The organism is Frigidibacter sp. MR17.24, assembly GCF_037095655.1.
Classification (GTDB): Bacteria; Pseudomonadota; Alphaproteobacteria; order Rhodobacterales; family Rhodobacteraceae; genus Frigidibacter.
The window spans coordinates 55891-73424 of record NZ_JBAWKE010000010.1 but is presented as its reverse complement, the minus strand read 5'-3'; the positions used below and the strand labels follow the sequence as shown (position 1 = coordinate 73424).

The window sequence follows — 17534 nt, the reverse complement described above, 5'->3', positions numbered from 1 at the left end:
TTGTGCCGGCGTTCATGCCGAAGCCCGGGAAGACGCCCGTGACGATGCCCCCGGACGACGCCCCGGACGAGGCCCCGGACGAGGCTGGGCCGGTGGCGGCCCGGCGCCGCGTCAGCGCAGCAGCACGAAGTCGCGCCCGATGGTCAGGAACAGGCTGTTCGAATCCGCGTCCTCGACCCCGGTCTCCTCGCGGCGGCGGTATTCGTAGCCGGTGCTCAGCGTCCAGTCCTGGGTCAGCTCGCGGTTCCAGCTCATCCGCAGCGAGCCGTTGGCGCTGCTGTCGTCGCTGCCCACGCTTTCGGATTCGGTGTAGCCGAGCCCGAGCCCGAGGCTGTCGACCTGGGTCAGCGCGTGGCGGTAGTCGAAGCTGAAGGCCGTGACCAGCCGGCTCTCGTTCTGGTCCGAGGTCCGCACCGCCCGCGTCGCCTCGAGCGAGACCGTGCCGGTGGGCAGATCGCGGCTCCAGCCCAGCGCGCCGATCAGGTTGGTCTCGCCGTCGAAGTCGCTGGCGCCGAGCTGCCAGGAGACGCTGCCGTGGGCGCGTTCCTCGAGCCCGCCGAAGGTCAGGTTCACCAGCTGGCCCTCGTCGCGGTCCTCGTAGCCGAGGTTGGCGGTCAGCGCGCCGGCCGGGCGGTCGCGGGTCAGGCCGAGGTTGACGGTCGGGGTCCGGGTCGTGTCCTCGCCGGGGGTGTCGCTTTCGTAGACCTGGTAGCCGAAGCCGAGCGAGCCGGTCAGCGCCGGGGCGAGGCGGGCGTTGAAGCCCAGGCTGGCGGTGTCGGTGCGCGAGCCGTCGCGGGTGGTGTCGCCGCTGTAGTCGGTCTGCGAGGCGGTGTAGCCGAGGCTGGTGGCCAGCGGGCCGTCGAGCCCGAACCCGAGCGACAGCCCGGCGCTGCGCTGGGTGCGGGTGCCGGTCACGTCATAGGCTTCGGGATCGGGGTCGGTCACGTCGACGCTGCGGTAGCTGAGCGAGGACTGGTCGACCTTGGCATAGCGCAGGTCGAGCCCGATCCGGGCGCTGCCGTTGCTGCGTTCCCAGCCGAAGGCGACGAAGGGGTCGCGCAGGCCGTCGCTGGTGGTCGCGGGCCCGTCCGAGCCGCGCAGCGTGGTGCCGAAGTCGAGGCGGAAGCTGTTCAGCCCCTGATACTCGCGCCAGCGCAGGACCATGTCGGTCTCGGCCAGGGTGGTGCGGCCGCGGCTCTCGGGGTCGAGGTCGAGGTTCTCGACGCTGCGCAGGGACTGGGTCAGCCCGAAGCTCAGCCGCGGCTGGCGCCCGGCCGCCGGCCGCGCGCGGCCCGCCGCGCGGACGGTGGGCGCGGCGCCGGCCAGCGAGCGGGCGCGCTGCACCGGGGTCTCGCGGCTGGCGGTCGCGGCCTGCCAGGAGGCGCGGCCGGCGGCGATGTCGGCGGCGGTGCTGTCGAACGCCATGCCGTCGACGGTCTCGCCCAGCGGGTAGTCGGCCATCCCCGGTCCGGTGGCGGTGTCATCCTGGGTGTCATCCCCGGTGTCCGCCTCATCGGCGGTCCCGTCTGTGGCGGGTGTCCCGGTGGCGGCCTGACGGGCCGCGGGCAGGGTGCCGAGCAGCGGGCCTGTCGCCGTGGTGCCGGTGGTGCCGCCCGTCGTGGTGCCGGTGGTGGTGCCCGCCGTTGTACCCGCCGTTGTACCCGTCGTGCTGCCCGTCGTGCTGCCCGTCGTGGTGCCCGTCGTGGTGGTCGCCGCGTCCTGGCCCCAGCCCGGGGCGGCGAGGATCGTCGCAAGCGTGCCGGCGAGCGAGAGGCCGAGGGCGAGCCGGACCGGTGTCGGTCGCAGGGACGTCGGCCGCAGGGACGTCGGCCGCAGGGACGTCGGCCGGACGGGGCGGGTGGGGAAAAGACGCATGCTCGACTGTCCTTCTGGCCTGACCCCTTCTGGCGGGGGTGACGGGCGGGAAATGCGGTGCGGCGGCCGGGCCCCCGGGCTGGGGCCGGCCGCCGCCGGGTCATCGGTGCGACATCACTCGAACAGGCCGCGCTGCGGCGCGACGATCACGTCGCCCTCGCGCAGCGGCGTCAGGCCGGCCTGGCTGCCGCCTTGGGTGATGGCGCGGTAGTTGAAGCGGTAGGTCATCGCCTTGCCGCCGACGTTGCGCTGCAGCAGCAGCCGCTTCTGGGCGGCGAAGCTGGTCAGGCCGCCGGCGGCGGCGACCGCCTGCAGGAAGGTGGTGCCGGGCTTGACCTCGATCGCGCCGGGGCGGCCCATCTCGCCGGTCATGTAGACGGTGATCGTCTCGGCCTCGGCCTCGCTGCCCTGGGCCAGCTGGCCGAGCGAGACGTAGACGTTGGGGCGCGAGGCGAAGTTCGGCGACAGCCGCTCGGCCAGGTCGGACTGGATCGCGCCGGTCGAGCGGCCCGCGGCCGAGAGGCTGCCGGCCAGCGGCACGTTGATCGTGCCGTCGGGCGAGACCAGGACGTCGCGGTTCAGGCCGGCATCCTCGATCACCTCGATGCGCAGCACGTCGCCGGGCTGGACCCGGTAGCTCTGGGCCTGGGCGGGCAGGGCCAGCGTCAGGGTGGTCAGGGTCAGGGCCAGCAGGGCCTTCAGGAATTTCATCGTGTCACATCTCCTCGGAAGGCAGGGCGCCTGCGGTCTGGCGGCGGTCTGCCGGGGGCGGGCCGGGCCCGACCGCGTTCGCGCGAAGACTACGGGCGGCAAGGGCGCGGAAAAAGGGGATTTTGCCGGATCGGCGAGTTACCCCGGCGTCGTGCCGCAGAGGTCACAGCCCCGACAGGGTCCCGGGCAGGGTTCCGCGCAGGGTTCCGGGCAGGATCCGGTGCAGGATCCGGTGCGGGGCCCCGGCGCCCTCCGGCGCCGCCGGCCAGGATGGCCGCAGAGGGGTGGCGGACGGGGGCCGGGCCCACCGACCACCCACCGACCACCTGCCAGCCACCCGCCGACCACCTGCCAGCCACCTGTCGGGCTGCCCGCCGGTCACCTGCCGTTCCGCGAGCGCCCCCCAAGTTTCCGGGGGCGGTCCCGGAGGGCGGGGCGCTTCCTTGCGCAATCGGGTCGGCGGCCTCAGCAGTCGGTCGCCTCAGCCGTCGGTCGCTTCCGTGCCGGGGCGGGCGGGGTCCGTCGGGGCGGCGGCGGGGGCGCCGTCGGGCGCGCCGGCGGGGGCCGCGTCGGGCGCGCCCGCGGGCGGGGTGCCGCTCTCGATCCGGGCCAGCATCTCGCGCGCGGCCTCCATCTGCGGCAGCGCGCTGTCGCCCGCGATCTCGAGGGCGCGGCGCAGGTGCGGCGCGGCATCGGCCGGCCGCTTCAGCGCGTCGTAGACCACGGCGAGGTGATACTGGATCAGCGGGTCGTTCGACCGGCCGCGGGCGGCGGCCTCGAGATAGGTCAGCGCGCCGCGCACGTCGCCGCGCCGGTAGATGATCCAGCCGTAGGTGTCCTGGTAGGCCGGGTGGTTGAGCGTGCGCAGCCGCCGCGCGATCGTGTAGCCGCGCTCGAGGCTCTCGGGGTCGTCGCGATAGCCGGTGATCATGCTGGCGAGGTTGTTGGCGATGACCACGTCGTCGCTGTTCTCGGCATAGAGCTGTTCGTAGAGGCCGATCGCCTCCTCGATCTTGCCGGTGCGCTCGAACTCGCCGGCCTGGATCCAGCGCAGCCGGCGCGAGGTCGGGTTGGCGGCGAGCCCGGCGGCCAGCACCTCGGCCGCCTCGTCGGCGCGGCCCTGGCTTTGCAGCACGCCGAACAGGATGCGGATCACCTGCTCGTTGCCGGGGGTCTCGTCGTTGAGCTTGCGCAGCGCGCGCTCGGCGGCCTCGTTCTCGCCGCGCAGGGCGTCGAGCGTGCCGCTGAGCAGGCGCAGGTCGCGGTCGTCGGGCTTGTCGGCCAGAAGGCCGTCGAGATAGCTGCGCGCCTCGTCGGTGCGGCCGGCCTGGATCTGGGCCTGCAGCACCTGGGCCACGCTCTGGGCCGAGTTGTCGTTCTGGGTGACGAGGCCGCGCAGGAAGTCGATGCTTTCGTCGAAGCGGTTCTGGCCGGTCAGCAGCGCGGCCTGCAGCCGGCGGGCGGTGTCCTGGGCCTGGGGCGTGTCGATCCGGCGCAGCTGTTCCAGGAGCTGGGCCGCGGTGGTCCAGTCGCTGGCCTGCAGCGCGATGTTGGCCTGCAGGCCGATCAGGCGCACGTCATCGGGGGTGACGCGGCGGGCCTGGGCCAGCACGCCGCTCGCGGCATTGGTGCGCCCGTCCTGCAGCAGGTAGCTGGCGTAGCGCAGCGATTCCGCGGCCGCGTTGCCCGAGGCGCTGACCGCCTGGGCCAGCATCTGGCCGCCGAGTTCCGCGTCGCCGGCGCGGAAATGCGCCTCGGCGAGCAGGGTCGGGATCTCGGGGTCGCCGGCGGCCTGGCCCTGGGCCTGGCGCAGCGAGATGATCGCGTCGCCGGGCTTGTCCTCGTCGATCAGCATGCGCCCGCGCAGCTTCAGCGCGTCGATCTGGCCGCTGTCGTGGCCCAGCACCTGCTCGACCTGGGCGCGGGCGCCGACGCGGTCGCCGGTCGCCAGCAGCATCCGCGCCAGCATCACCCGGGTCCGGTCGGTGACCTGCGAGGGCTCGGCCCCCTCGAGCGTGGACTGCAGCTGCGCGATCGCGCCGTCGCGGTCGCCCTGGTCGAAGACCATCCCGGCCCGGGTCGAGACATAGGTCCGCCCGGCCTCGGTCGCGCCGTTGGCCGCGATCAGCCGGTCGAGCTCGGCCAGGGCGGCGGCGTCGCCGCCGGTCTGGCGCAGGAACTGCACCAGCATCAGGTGGCCGTCGACCGCGCCGTCGTCGGGCCCGGCGATGCGGCGCAGGAAGGCCTCGGCCCCGGCGGTGTCGCCGGTCTCGCGCAGCCAGGCCACCATCAGCCCGCGCACCTGGGCATTCTCCGGCCAGCGCTCGTACATCGCGCGGATCTGCGCGCCGCTGGCCTCGAGATCGCCGGCCTGCACCTGCAGGCGGAACTTCAGCAGGTTCAGCTCGTAGGCCGCGGGCTCGCGCGTCAGCGCCTCCTCGACCTCGGGCAGCGCGTCGAGGGGCCTGGGCCCGGCGAGGGTCTCGTCGATCACGATGCGGCGGGCGACCTGCAGATCGGGGAACGAGGCCAGCATCACCCGCGCGGAATCGGCGATCGAGGACCGCTTGGCGGCGTCGCGCCGCTGCACGGCCTCGCGGTAGTCGCGCGCCAGCACCAGCGCGCGCACGGCGGGATTGCGCGGCTCGATCCCTTCGGCCGCGGCGGTGTGGCGCTGGAACTCGTCCCAGTTGCCGGACTTGAGCGCCATCTCGGCCACGCGCAGCCGCAGGTCGAGGTCGTTGGGGTTCTGCTCGATCAGCCGCAGGTACTGGCTGTAGGCATCGGCGATCTCGCCGCGCTCGGTCAGCAGCCGGGCATAGGTCTCGCGCGCCTCGCGGTTGGTGCCGTCGTAGCGGAAGACGTTGCGCAGCTCGATCATGGCGCGGTCGGTGTCGCCCGCGGCCAGAAGCTCGTTGGCCGACTGCAGGAAGCCGGCCGCCCGCTCCTCGTCGGTCTTGCAGCCGCTCACGAGCAGCGTCGCGACCAGGAGGGGGACGGTCAGGACCGGGCGGAACGTGGCGGGCATGAACACTCTCTGCTTGGGACGCGGGCAGCATACTGCCGGCGCGGGGAACTGCATAGCGGCGGGGACCGGATCGGGCCGGACCTCGCCACAAGATGATCGCGCGCAAGATGACGCAGTTTGCGGTTGCGGCAACCCGCTTCCTCCAGATCCCCGTCGGATTGACCGCAAAGCGGCACATGTTGCCAAATCATGCCGTGATTGTTGAAAAAACACGGGGTGGACAGCGGGAAGGTTGCGTCTATCTGCACCGCAGCGAAGAATTGGGTGAAACCGCGTCGCGCCGCATGCCTCGGGGTTGCGGTGCGCGGTCAGGACGAGGAAGATGCTATTCAACTTGTGCAGCCACGGACGTCGTCCCTGAACATGATCCGGAAATTTTGGCGCGGCCGCGGCCCGCAGGACACCGACCCGAACCACACGACCGCCCCCCCGGCGGAGCCGGTGCTGCGGGTCGTGCCCCGGATCGGCGGCGAGGCCGGGCCCCACCCGTCGCGCCCCGCGCCCGAGCCGCCGGTCGGCGCGCGCGGTCCCGATCGCGGTGTGGAGGATCACGGCGTGCACGATCCCGGTGCGGAGGATCCCGGCGGGGAGGGCGGCGACGACTTCGGCTCGGGCCGGGGCGTGTTGTCGGCGGATGTCTATGCCGCGCATTTCGGCCTGCGCGAGCGGCCGTTCTCGCTGGTGCCGGACCCGGAGTTCCTGTTCTGGTCGCAAAGCCACCAGCGCGCCAAGACGGTGCTGGAATACGGGCTGATCACCCTGGCGCCGATCACGCTGATCACCGGCGAGGTGGGCGCGGGCAAGACCACGCTTCTGCACCACATGCTGCATGCGCTGGGCGACGAGGTCACCGTCGGGCTGGTGTCCAATGCCCAGGGCGAGCGGGGCGAGCTGCTGCGCTGGGTGCTGCTGGCGCTGCGCCAGCCGGCCGAGCAGGGCGACACCTACGTCGACCTGTTCCGCCGCTTCCAGGACTTCCTGATCGCGGAATATGCCGCCGGCCGCCGGGTGGTGCTGATCTTCGACGAGGCGCAGAACCTGACCCGCGAGTCGCTCGAGGAGCTGCGGATGTTCACCAACGTGAACTCCAACAAGGACGAGCTGCTGCAGCTGGTCCTGGTGGGCCAGCCCGAGCTGCGCGACGTGATCCGCCGGCCCGACATGCTGCAGTTCGCGCAGCGGATCTCGGCCAGCTTCCACCTGCCGGCGCTGGGGGCCGAGAGCATCGGCCCCTACATCGCGCACCGGCTGAGCGTCGCCGGCGCGCCCGACGGGGCCGCGGTCTTCTCGGACTCCGCCGCCCGGATGATCTACGATGCGACCGGCGGGGTGCCGCGGCTGGTGAACCGGCTGTGCGACCTCGCGCTGCTCTATGCTTTCAGTGCCGACCTCCAGACCGTCGATGCGCCGCTTCTGCGCGAGGTCCTGGAGGATGGCGTCTTCTTTGCCACGACGCCCGTGACCCGGGACTGACGACGGATCCGACATGGATATTTCATTCTACCTCAAGCTGTTCCTGCGACGCCTGCACTATGTCGCGATCTTCGCGGTCCTGGGGGCCGTGGTGGGCTTCACGGTGGCGGCGATCCTGCCCGCGACCTATTCCGCCACCGCGCGGCTGGTGGTGCAGGGCGACCAGATCCCCGAGAACCTCGCCGAATCCACGGTGCAGGTCGCCGGGGTCGAGCAGATGCAGATCATCCAGCAGCGGATCATGACCCGCGCCAGCCTGATCGACATGGCCAACCGGCTGCAGCTCTACGGGCCGAACCCGCCGCCGCCCGACGCGATCGTCGCCGACCTGCAGGGCCGGCTCTACATCGACACGAAGGGCCCGCCGCCGCGCACCCAGCAGACCGCGACCATGGTCACGGTCTATTTCTCGGACCGCTCGCCGCAGCGCGCGGCGCAGGTGACCAACGAGGTGGTCACCATGATCCAGAACGAGGACGTGGCGATCCGCACCTCGGTGGCGCGCGACACGCTCGACTTCTTCGAACAGGAGGTCTCGCGGCTCGACACCGCGCTGTCGCAGGCCAACCAGCGCCTGCTGCAGTTCCGCTCGGACAACCGCGGCACCCTGCCCGACGACCTGGAGATGAACCGGACCCGGCAGGGCGACCTGCAGACGCAGCTGACCGAGCTCAACACCCGCGAGGCGCAGCTGCAGGCGGCGCGCCGCACCATGGTCGAGACCTACGAGAGCTCGGGCCAGATCATCGCCTCGAACGGCGAGGTCCAGGCGACCACCCCGCGCGAGCGCCAGCTGCAGGAGCTGCGCAACCAGCTTTCGGCGGCGCAGGCGATCTACTCGGCGCAGAACCCGCGCATCCTGATGCTGCAGAACCAGATCGCCTCGCTCGAGCGCGCCTCGCTCGGCGCCGGCGGCGCCAGCGGGCTCACGCCCTACCAGGTGCAGCTGGCAAGCTACGACACCCAGCTGTCCGAGATCGCCCAGAACCGCCAGGCGGTCGAGTCCTCGCTGACCGAGGTCAACGGCCTGATCGCCCAGATCGGCGCCAATGACGCGAGCCTCGAGGCGCTGGCCCGCGACCGCGACAACGCCAGGCTGCAGTACGACCAGGCCGTCGCCCGCCGCGCCCAGGCCGCCACCGGCGACCTGATCGAGGCGATGTCGAAGGGCCAGAAGGTCACGCTGATCGAGCAGGCCTCGGTGCCGCGCGACCCGGTCAGCCCGAACCGCACGCTGATCGCGCTGGGCGGGCTGGGCGGCGGGCTGTTCCTCGGCGTGGCGCTGGTGGCGCTGCTCGAGCTGCTGAACCGCTCGATCCGGCGGCCGGTCGAGCTGACCAGCAAGCTCGGCATCACCCCCTTCGCCAGCCTGCCGCTGATCCGCACCGACAGCGAGCGGCGCCGGCGCACGGCGATGGTCGGGGGCGTGCTGGCGGTGGTGGTGGTCGGCGTGCCGGTGATGCTGCTGCTGCTCAACACCTATGTGATGCCGCTCGACCAGCTGCCCGGGGCGCTGGCCCTGCGCCTGCGCGACCTGATCGGCTGACGGAAGGACCCGACCGATGGAAAAGATCCAGGAAGCCCTTGCCAAGGCCCGCAGCTCGCGCGCGGCGATCGAACCGCGCGCGCCGATGGCCGTGCCGGGCGCCACCGCCACCGCCGACTGGTCCGCGCTCGAGCCCTTCGTGCCCGATCCCGCCCAGCTGATGCGCGAGCACATCCTCGCCGGTGGCGGTGCCGGCGGCGGCTCGGTGGTCATGGCCTTCGACGTGATGCGCACCCGGCTGCTGCAGGTCCAGCGCGACAACGGCTGGCGCCGGATCGGCATCACCTCGCCGGGGCCGAACTGCGGCAAGACCACGATCTGCCTCAACCTCGCGCTCGGGCTTGCCCGCCAGGCCGAGCAGTCGGTGATCCTCTACGAGACCGACCTGCGCCGGCCGTCGATGGCCAAAAAGCTCGGCTTGACCCGGGCCGGCGGCATGGGCGGGTTCTTCGCCGGGACCGAAGGCTTCGAGACCCGGGCGCGGCGGCTCGGGACCAACCTCGCGGTGCTCTGCGGCGAGCAGCCGACGGCGGGCTCGGCCGAGATCCTGCACGGCGGCGCCGTGCACGAGGTGCTCTCGGGGGTCGAGGCGCGCTATGCGCCGACGGTCGAGCTGTTCGACCTGCCGCCGATGCAGGCCGGCGACGACGTGATGGCGATCGCGCCGAAGCTCGACGCGGTGCTGCTGGTCGCGGCGGCGGGGCAGACCTCGATCAAGGAGATCGACCATTGCGAGCGCGAGCTCGCGAGCCAGACCAACGTCATGGGCGTGGTGGTCAACAAGTGCCAGTTCCTGCCCAAGGACGAATCCTACGGCAGCTACTACGGCTATCGCTGAGGCGGCCGGTTCCGGGGCCTGCGGTTCAGGGACCGAGGGTGCCGGAACGGGGGGGCCGGGGCGTTCGGGAGGCTGCGCGCGCTGGTCTCGGGCGGCGTTAACCAATGGGCGGCAGGATGGCGGGCGTTCCGATGCCGCCAGGAGACCCGCGCATGGCCGACCGTTTCGCCTCCCACGCCCCGAACCTGACCGCGCCCGCCAGCGACGGCGCGGCGCTGGTGCCCAGCGACGCCGCGGCCCTCGCCGAGGCGACGCGCGCCGTCTATGTCGGCACCGGCGGCGACCTGCATGTCCGCTTCGTCTCGGGCGCCGATGTCACCCTGCGCAACCTCGCCGGCGGCATGATCTATCCGCTGCGCCTGAACCAGGTGCTGGCCACCGGCACCACCGCCACCAACCTCGTCGCGCTGCGCTGACCGGCGCGGCCCCCGTCCGGGTGCGCCCCGATCCAGAGCCTTGATCCGGGGCGATCTTTCGCCCGGCCGGGGGGCGCCCGATCTGGACCCCGGGGCGGGGTCGGCCTACCTTTCGCCGATCTGCGAGAGAGGGTGACGATGGTCAAGGCGAACGGTCCGGCGGTGAAGGTGAAGCGGCTCCTGGGCTCGGTGCTCGCGCCGCGGCTCTGGCTGCATCCGCTGCGGATGCTGCACTACTACGGCTACACCCATGTCCGGCCGCGGGCGGCGATGACGGTGGGGCGCGACGTGCGCATCGCGCCCAACGCCTCCTTCGCGCATGGCGAGCGGATCGAGCTTGGCGACCAGGTGCAGCTGGGCGCGCGCTGCGCGCTCTGGGCGGGGCGCACGACCAGCCGGATCCGGGTCGGTGCGCGCACCACCTTCGGGCCCGACTGCTTCGTCACCGCCGCGGATTACGGGCTGGCGGCGGGGATCCCGATCACCGAGCAGGAGATGGTCGAGCGCGACATCACCATCGGCGCCGACTGCTGGATCGGCACCAAGGCGGTGATCACCGCGGGCGTGACGCTGGGCGACGGCTGCGTCGTGGGCGCGGGATCGGTGGTGACGAAGGACGTGCCGGCGAACGCGATCGTCGCCGGCATCCCCGCAAGGCTCATCCGGATGAGGAGCTGAGGCTGACCATCGCATCCGCCGGCCCGGGCTCAATGGCGGCCGGTCCCGGCTCGGGCGGATCGGGGATCCTGCCATCGAGCAGGCCGACCAGCGCCGGCACCACCTGGCGCACGATCTCGGCCCGGCCCTGGCTGTTGAAGTGGCAGGTGTCCCAGCGATAGTCGTTGCCGAGCGTGTCGGTGTTCATGCCGAGCACCATCCGTGGATGGGCCTGAACGACGTCCGCCTGGATCGCGCGCACCTCCTCGACCCCGTTCGCGCGCAGGGCGCCGATGCATTTGGTGGTCTGGAACATGTAGAGCGGCGCCTCGGGCATCGCGTCCAGAAGCTTTTCGCTGAGGGTGGACAGCTCCGTGCGGATCACGTTGCGGTCGCGTTCGATCAGCGCGTCGGATTCGCCTTGGTGCCAGAGCGCGAGGTCTATTTCGTATCCGGCCGCGCGGGCGGTCTCGATCCGCCGCGTGAGGGCCGCGAGATAGCCCGAGCGCGTGTCGTTCCAGTCGGCATACTGGGTGCCGCCGAGCCCCCCGTTGATCAGCAGCACAGGCTTGCCCGTCGCCGTCGCGAGCTTGTCCCCCATCAGCGACCAGAGGCTGCCGGACGAGTTGTTGGCGCCAAGGATCGGATCCGCGGCTGGGTAGCAGGCGCCCTCGAACCACACGGAAACCTGGGGCCCTGCCGTGTGAAGTGTCGGGATGACGTTGGTGGCATTGGACTGGCCGCCGGTGACGACGACGATGGTGTCGGCCACCGAGGGACAGGCGATCGGCACGAGACCGGCCACCTTGGTCGCATCCGGAAGGGGCAGCCAGTATTTCTCCAGTCCCAGCACCTTGCGCGCCTTGTAGCGCAGGTCGGTATAGGCCTCGGCTGGGGCGGGAGAGTTGATCGCCGCCATGAGGCCGCCGGTGGCGGCGAGCGTGGACAGGGCGAGGGTGAACAACCAGGTGGGTCTGAACATAACGGTCTCGTAAAGGGCTGGCGGGAGAGGACGCCCTCACTTCGGCAGGCTGGTGGCCTGGGCCGAGGGGGAAGGGCGCGGGCTTCCGCGCAGGAGGGAAAAATCGAACAGCGCGGCGACGGCACGGCTGCGCGATCGCGCCGCCTGCAGCAGCGACGCGGCCAGCAGGGTGACGAGGAAGAGGATCGCGTAGAGCAGGCCGGAGGAAATCGGGCTTTGGAAGAAGACCTTGCGTGCCAGGAAGACCAGCACCGGGAAATGGGCGACGTAGAAGACGATCGAGTTGCGTCCGATCCATTCGAAGGGACGGGTCAGCGCGCTCTCGTGATAGAAGCGCGAGATGTAGAGGACGAAGGCGATCAGCCCGAGCGGTGCCCAGGCATAGAGCGGGTCGTACTTGCTGGTCCCGAAGCGGACCGAAATCCAGGAGCCGGCCAGGGCGGCGACGAGCCCGACGAGGGCCAGGGGCAGCGTGACCCGGTCCTTGACCTCTCGGATCACGGCGACATGGCCGAGCAGGAAGAAGGCGAAGAGGAAGCAGAACCGGTCGATGCGCAGCCCCCCGGGTGCCACGCTCGATGCGGCGAGAAAGACGGCTGCCAAGACCAGGAACGACAGCCTGAGACGATCCGCGAGCAGCGCCAGCAGGTAGTAGGCGGTCAGGAACCAGAGGTACCACAGCAGCGACGGGGCGCTGATCGGGGTCTTGAGCACGTATTCCAGCGTCAGCCGGCCTTCGGCGGCATAGACCACCAGGCTCCAGATCAGGAACGGCCAGAAGATCAGGTCGAACTTGCCACGGATGTTCGCGCCCACGCTCTCGTTCAGCGAGCGGTGCAGGAACATGCCCGACATGAACATCAGGAACGGCATCCGGTAGGGGCCGACGATGTCGTTGAACAGGCGAGCCGGTTCCGGATAATTTTTCTCGGCGAAAAATGACAGCGCGGAAGAGGTGTGCAGGAAGACGACAAGCCGATGCAAATTCCGCGCGCCAGATCCATCCACTGCATGCGTGCTGATGGCATGAAATCCTCGTCAAGACCATTTGGGCTCGGGAATCGGCTCCCCCCTGTTCTTAACGGAAAATTTATCTTCTCGTGATACCCGCCGTGCTTTAGACGAAATTTTTGAGAAAACCATCAACAATTTTGCGCATATTTCGGCTTTGGTGCGGTTTGTTGCGCAATTCTGCAAGGAGGGCGCCTGAACCCTTCCCATGTGACTGTTTGCCCGATGCGGCGGGGCACGGGCTGCAGCGGGCGCCAGAGGGCTCGAGCCCCCCTGTCTCTCAGGCCTGTCCCGTCACCGCCTGGCGCAGCATCCAGCCCATCCGCGCGAGCCTCAGCCGTGCGAGCGTGCACAGGCCCGCGCGCTTTTCGGGCCCGCTGAGCGCGCGGTGGCGCAGCACCCGCGGCGCTTGCGCCAGCAGGTTCGCGGTGACCGAGAAGCCCTCCTCCTCGATGTCGCCGCATTCATATGCGGAGCTAGGTGTTTGATCCCACGGTTTAACGGTGTGGCCTTGCCCCCGTTTCACCGACACTCAGGCGCCACCGGTCCGAACTGCAATGATGAGGGCCTGACCGCCATCGGTCCGAGGGCGGGACCGAATGATCGCAAGCTTCACTCTCGCATCTGACCCGGTCGGCCCTGCATCGCTGCCGATCACGCGCCACGACATCTCGCGTTTGCCAGAGGTGGAGGGCGATAAGCCGAAGCGGCAGCGGTTCAAACGCCACCCCATCGGGCCCTTTCACATCGACATAGCCGGAGTGCAGACGGCGGAGGGAAAGCTCTACCTGTTCGCGGTCAGCCAGCTCTTCGACAAGGCCGACAGGAAGACGGCTTGAGAGGGCCTCGAGCATCTGCTGAGCGTCGTGCCCTATCGCATCCACACGATCCTGACTGACGATGGGATCCAGTTCGCCGATCAGCCCCGCAATCGGAACACGGTCAGCTCCAGGCGGATGCGCTTCGACATGATCTGCGAGGGCGAGACCTTGTCCGCCGTCGCCAGGGGCGCTCGGACCAGTGGCGCACCACTGGCAACTTCGAGGACAATGGTCGAGCGGGATCGCGCATCGGCTGCCGCAGCCGAACCATCCTTGGAGTGAGGAGGACCAGAAAACGATCCGGGGGATCGTTTCCCCGCTGAACGTCAAACGCTTCCACTACGAGAGCCACGAACAGCTACGCCCCCACCTCGGCGACCACATGGCAGCCTACAACGATGCTCGCCGCCTGAAGACGCTCAATGGCCTCACGCCCGACGAATACATCTGCAAAATCTGGACTTCAGAGCCAGACAGATTCATCGTGAACCCGATCCACCAAATGCCGGGACTGAACACCTAAGCCTCGCGGGTCGCTTGGTGCCGCTGGCACTGTTGCCTGTGCGACGGCTTTCGGCCTGCCCGGCCTATTCCGGGCTGGAGGAGAGCGACGGCGCGGGCGGCAGCGCTTTGCCGCGTGACAGCAGCCAGGCAGGCAGGAACAGGCTGGCCGTGATTGCCAAGGTGATAAGGTCGCGCTGGAGACGGGAGAAGTCGGTCCAAGGCAGCAGGCAGAGGCAGGCGTATAAGACCGCCACATGCCAGGCATAGATCTGCAGCGAGTGCTGACCGAGCATGACCAGCGGTCGCAGGGTGACGATCCAGCGCAGGGCAGCGGCAGCGAGTCGGACGATGGCCGATCCCGACACCGGGCCCGCGATCAGCAACCAAGTGAAGAGGCCCAGATAGGAGAGCGTGTTGAACACGTAGAGGGGGCTGAACGTCTCCTTGCTTTCGACGGGGAGGGGCAGGGGGGACGGGGACAGCCGCTTGAGCAGGAAGATCGCGATCACCCCCGCGAGGCAGACCCAAGCGACCATTCGCCATTGCGGTTCGCGCAGCCGGAGAGGGTCGAACCTGCCGGACGCGACCTGCGCGCCGATCATGAGCCCGCCGAAATACAGCGGTGCCCAGCCGAAGTAGCTGAAATAAAGGCCCAGGTGCAGTCCTTGTCGGTCCAGCCCCAGCGCCCGGTCCGCGGCGGCGAGCAGGGTCTCGAATGTGCCGATCTGTCCGAAGACCCACAGGCCGAGGCAGATGGCGCCAAGCCCGAGAGCCCGACCGTGGGCGATCAGACGCAGCGCGGTCGGGGTGAACAGCATGAAGACCAGATAGAGCTGCAGCACGTCCGCCATCTTCGGTCCGTCGAGCAGCGCCGCCGACAGAAGGACGAAGAGTTCCGGGGCCTGACCGTAGCGGTCGAAAAGAGTGACAGCTGTGGGCGACAGATCCGGGGCGAAGCGGAAGAGGTAGACCAGAGCGGCCAGTCCCACAGCATAGGCCCATACAAGCCGGATTCTGCCCCACATGGCTTGCCGCATCGCGGCTGCCCCGCTGCGCGCGAGCTTGCGGGTATAGACGATGCCAATGACAAGGCCGGACATGAAGACGAAGCCGTGCGCGGCATCCGCCCAGGTGACGCCGTGATAGAGCTGGGGCAGTTTCGAACCTAAGGTCAAGCCGGCATGGGTCAGGGTCATCAGCAGCAGGAACAGCCCCCGGAACCCGTCGATTTCAGCATATCGCCGCATCAAGCCTCCTGATGTCGTCAGTTTACAGATTTGTAGGAACTCTGCCGTCAGGAACCCCTGCGGCCAAGGCATTTCGCATCTGCAGCATCGCGGGTGCACCCTCTTTGTGGCGTTCCGGCGCAAGGACCCTGCATGGCTTGCGGAAAACGGTGTCGACTGCCTCGGAGGCAGCGCATTCTGCCGGCGTTCCCTTGGGAGAGCAGAGGGAGCCGCACTGCCTGCTCCGGCATCGCCCGCAGGTTTTCCGCCTCAGGCCCTCCCCGTCACCGCCTGGCGCAGCATCCAGCCCATCCGCGCGAGCCTGAGCCGTGCGAGCGTGCACAGGCCCGCGCGCTTCTCGGGCCCGCTGAGCGCGGGGTGGCGCAGCACGCGGGGGCCATGGGCCAGCGCCGAGACCGGCATCGCCAGCGCGCGCAGCGCCCATGTCGCCCGCGCCACGGCACCGCCGCCGGTCAGCCCGTAGCTCTCCAGCGTCAGCCGCCGCCACTTCTTCGCCAGCGCCGCCCAGTCCGAGCGCGACGGATGCCCCACCCGCAGCCCGTCGTCATGGCGCAGCCGGAACCCCTTCGACACCGCGCGGCGGCACCATTCCAGATCCTCGGACAGCCCGTGGATCAGCGGCCCGGTCGCGGTGAAGACCGCGCGGCGCGTCAGCAGGTTCGCGGTGACCGAAAACCCCTTCTGCTCGATGTAGCCGCGGTTGTCGAAGGCGAAGACCGCCTCGAAGGCCTCGGCGCCCGAGCGCGGGCCCGGGGTCTCGTCGAAGAGCGTGATCGTGCCGCCCACGAGGTCGGCGTCGCCCCCCGGCGCGAGCCGCGTCGCCCCGATCGCGAGCGCGCGGGCGAGCCAGTCGGGATCGGGCAGGCAGTCGCAGTCGAGAAAGCAGATCAGTTCGGGGCCCTCGGCGCCGCCGGTCTCGGCCACGCCGCGGTTGCGCGCCTCGGCCGCGCCCTTCTTCGTCTCGGTGACGAAGCTGACGGCCGGATGGGCCGCGCGCAGGGCCGCCAGCGCCTCGGCCTCGGCCCCGGTCGAGCCGTTGTCGACCACGATCGCGGCCACCTGCGGCGCCGCGGCCAGTTGCGGGGCCAGCGCCGAGAGGCAGCGCCCGAGCCGGGTGCTGTCGTTGTAATGCGGGATGACGACGACGGCGTCGCGACCCTGGAAGGCGGTCATCGTCCGGCGCGCTCCATCACCGCGCGCAGCGCGCCTTCATAGACCGAGAGCTTCTCGCGCCCGAGCGCCAGCGCCGCATCGGCCTCGGCCTTCAGCGTGGCGCGGTCCTCGAAGGCCTGCACGATCTTGGCATGGATCGCCTCGCCCGGCTCGGCGGTGCAGTCGACGGTGCGCCCGTAGCCGAGCGAGCCGAACATGCCCGCGAACTTGCGGCTGTAGGCCATCGGCATCACCGGCACGCCCGAGGAGAAGGCGGCGATGCAGGCATGCATCCGCGCGCCCATGAAGAAGTCCATCCCCGCGATGTAGCTCTTGGCCTCGGAGGGCGAGGCGAAGGCCGGGGCGAGGTGCAGGCCCGGGATCTCGTCCGCGAGCTTCGCCGAGGCGCGGTAGTCGTCCTCCATCGACATCGACACGCCCTCGGGGACGATGACATGGGGCACGAGATGCACTTCGCAGCCCGCGGGATGGGCCTGGAAATGCGCGATCAGGCCGCGGATCAGGCCCGGGTAGTCCATCGTCAGCCCGAAGTCGTTCTTGCCGGAATAGCCGCCGTTCAGCAGCAGCCCCGAGACGTTGATGCCGACCTTCACCGGCCCGCCGGGGGCGCGGGGGGCGGGCGGGTCGTAGGGCAGGCGCAGCGCCACGTCCGAGGCCTCGATCACCTTGGCGATGCCCATCTTCTTCGCGGCCTCGGTCGAGAGCCTGTCGCGGCTCGCCACCACCGCCGCGCGCCGCATCGTGAGCCTGGCGAGGAAGGTCGAGAGCGGCTTGGTGAAGGGCCCCACGGTCTGGGGCGCCATCACCAGCGGCGTGCCGGCCATGTGGGTGAGGAACTTCATCACGAACATGCGGTTCAGCCGGCCCGCGCCGTAGATGTCGGCGAAGCTGTCGCCGGCGCCGATGTCGATCACCAGGTCCGAGCGGCGGGCGAGCGCGAAATAGCCCGAGGGGCTTTTCAGGAACCTGCCGTCGAGGTCGATCAGCCGGATGTCGGGGCCCGAGACGTAGCTGTCGCGCTTGTCCTTGAAGTCGACGACGGTGATCTCGATCCCGCGGCCGATCTCGCGCCCGAGGGCGCGCAGGATCTCGATCTCGGAGATGGTGAGGGCGCCCACGCCGAGATTGTCGGAGCGGGTCGAGTGCATGATCAGGCAGATACGGATCGGGCGCATGGGTCCTGTCGGTTGGGGCAGAGCCTGCGGCCGGCGGGGCCTGGCCCCGGGCGTCGGGAGGAACTCTTCGGGCGACA

General features: G+C 70.2%; 13 protein-coding genes and 2 pseudogenes. 6 read left to right on the top strand and 9 right to left on the bottom strand.

The window, feature by feature from the left end:
• Nucleotides 1-111 precede the first annotated feature (111 nt).
• From V8J39_RS20690 to V8J39_RS20680, 3 genes are all read right to left on the bottom strand, one after another.
• Nucleotides 112-1875: a hypothetical protein gene (locus V8J39_RS20690; protein WP_336462869.1), complete on the bottom strand. Its 1764-nt coding sequence runs from the start codon at nucleotides 1873-1875 to the stop codon at nucleotides 112-114.
• Nucleotides 1876-1989: 114 nt separating this feature from the next.
• Complete coding sequence (locus V8J39_RS20685) at nucleotides 1990-2586, bottom strand: polysaccharide biosynthesis/export family protein (protein WP_336462868.1); 597 nt, start codon at nucleotides 2584-2586, stop codon at nucleotides 1990-1992.
• A 481-nt stretch (nucleotides 2587-3067) separates the two neighbouring features.
• Nucleotides 3068-5614 carry a tetratricopeptide repeat protein gene (locus V8J39_RS20680; protein ID WP_336462867.1) on the bottom strand — a complete coding sequence of 849 codons (2547 nt, stop codon included), beginning with the start codon at nucleotides 5612-5614 and terminating at the stop codon, nucleotides 3068-3070.
• Nucleotides 5615-5977: 363 nt separating this feature from the next.
• Between V8J39_RS20680 and V8J39_RS20675 the strand changes: the two genes are divergently transcribed.
• From V8J39_RS20675 to V8J39_RS20655, 5 genes are all read left to right on the top strand, one after another.
• Nucleotides 5978-7087 carry an ExeA family protein gene (locus V8J39_RS20675; protein WP_336462866.1) on the top strand — a complete coding sequence of 370 codons (1110 nt, stop codon included), beginning with the start codon at nucleotides 5978-5980 and terminating at the stop codon, nucleotides 7085-7087.
• 13 nt (nucleotides 7088-7100) lie between these two features.
• Complete coding sequence (locus V8J39_RS20670) at nucleotides 7101-8633, top strand: GumC family protein (RefSeq protein ID WP_336462865.1); 1533 nt, start codon at nucleotides 7101-7103, stop codon at nucleotides 8631-8633.
• A gap of 16 nt (nucleotides 8634-8649) precedes the next feature.
• Entirely contained in the window at nucleotides 8650-9471 is an 822-nt protein-coding gene (locus tag V8J39_RS20665) for a CpsD/CapB family tyrosine-protein kinase (RefSeq protein WP_336462864.1), read from the top strand.
• A gap of 152 nt (nucleotides 9472-9623) precedes the next feature.
• Nucleotides 9624-9887: a spike base protein, RCAP_Rcc01079 family gene (locus V8J39_RS20660; RefSeq protein WP_336462863.1), complete on the top strand. Its 264-nt coding sequence runs from the start codon at nucleotides 9624-9626 to the stop codon at nucleotides 9885-9887.
• Between the two features lie 138 nt (nucleotides 9888-10025).
• Nucleotides 10026-10565, top strand: coding sequence for an acyltransferase (locus V8J39_RS20655; protein ID WP_336462862.1), 540 nt, complete (start codon nucleotides 10026-10028; stop codon nucleotides 10563-10565).
• Here the strand turns inward: V8J39_RS20655 and V8J39_RS20650 are convergent.
• The 3 genes and pseudogenes from V8J39_RS20650 to V8J39_RS20640 form a co-directional block, all read right to left on the bottom strand.
• Nucleotides 10546-11526 (bottom strand): sialate O-acetylesterase, encoded by a 981-nt coding sequence (locus tag V8J39_RS20650; RefSeq protein WP_336462861.1) that lies wholly within the window; start codon nucleotides 11524-11526, stop codon nucleotides 10546-10548. The genes V8J39_RS20655 and V8J39_RS20650 overlap by 20 nt on opposite strands.
• Before the next feature lie 159 nt (nucleotides 11527-11685).
• Nucleotides 11686-12534, bottom strand: a pseudogene (locus V8J39_RS20645) (acyltransferase family protein); the annotation flags it as partial.
• 283 nt (nucleotides 12535-12817) lie between these two features.
• The gene (locus V8J39_RS20640; protein WP_336462859.1) at nucleotides 12818-13063 is read right to left on the bottom strand and encodes a hypothetical protein; all 246 of its coding nucleotides are present in this window, start codon (nucleotides 13061-13063) and stop codon (nucleotides 12818-12820) included.
• An 80-nt stretch (nucleotides 13064-13143) separates the two neighbouring features.
• On the opposite strand from V8J39_RS20640, the pseudogene V8J39_RS23590 reads away from it, so the two are divergent.
• Nucleotides 13144-13881, top strand: a pseudogene (locus V8J39_RS23590) (IS481 family transposase); the annotation flags it as partial.
• Between the two features lie 64 nt (nucleotides 13882-13945).
• Here V8J39_RS23590 and opgC read toward each other — a convergent pair.
• From opgC to V8J39_RS20615, 3 genes are all read right to left on the bottom strand, one after another.
• Nucleotides 13946-15109 (bottom strand): OpgC domain-containing protein, encoded by a 1164-nt coding sequence (gene opgC / locus V8J39_RS20625; protein WP_336462857.1) that lies wholly within the window; start codon nucleotides 15107-15109, stop codon nucleotides 13946-13948.
• A gap of 249 nt (nucleotides 15110-15358) precedes the next feature.
• Nucleotides 15359-16282, bottom strand: a complete 924-nt coding sequence (locus V8J39_RS20620; RefSeq protein ID WP_336462856.1) for a glycosyltransferase family 2 protein — start codon at nucleotides 16280-16282, stop codon at nucleotides 15359-15361.
• The gene (locus tag V8J39_RS20615; protein ID WP_336462855.1) at nucleotides 16279-17457 is read right to left on the bottom strand and encodes a polysaccharide pyruvyl transferase family protein; all 1179 of its coding nucleotides are present in this window, start codon (nucleotides 17455-17457) and stop codon (nucleotides 16279-16281) included. Before V8J39_RS20615 ends, V8J39_RS20620 begins: the two co-directional genes overlap by 4 nt.
• Between the last annotated feature and the right edge of the window lie 77 nt (nucleotides 17458-17534).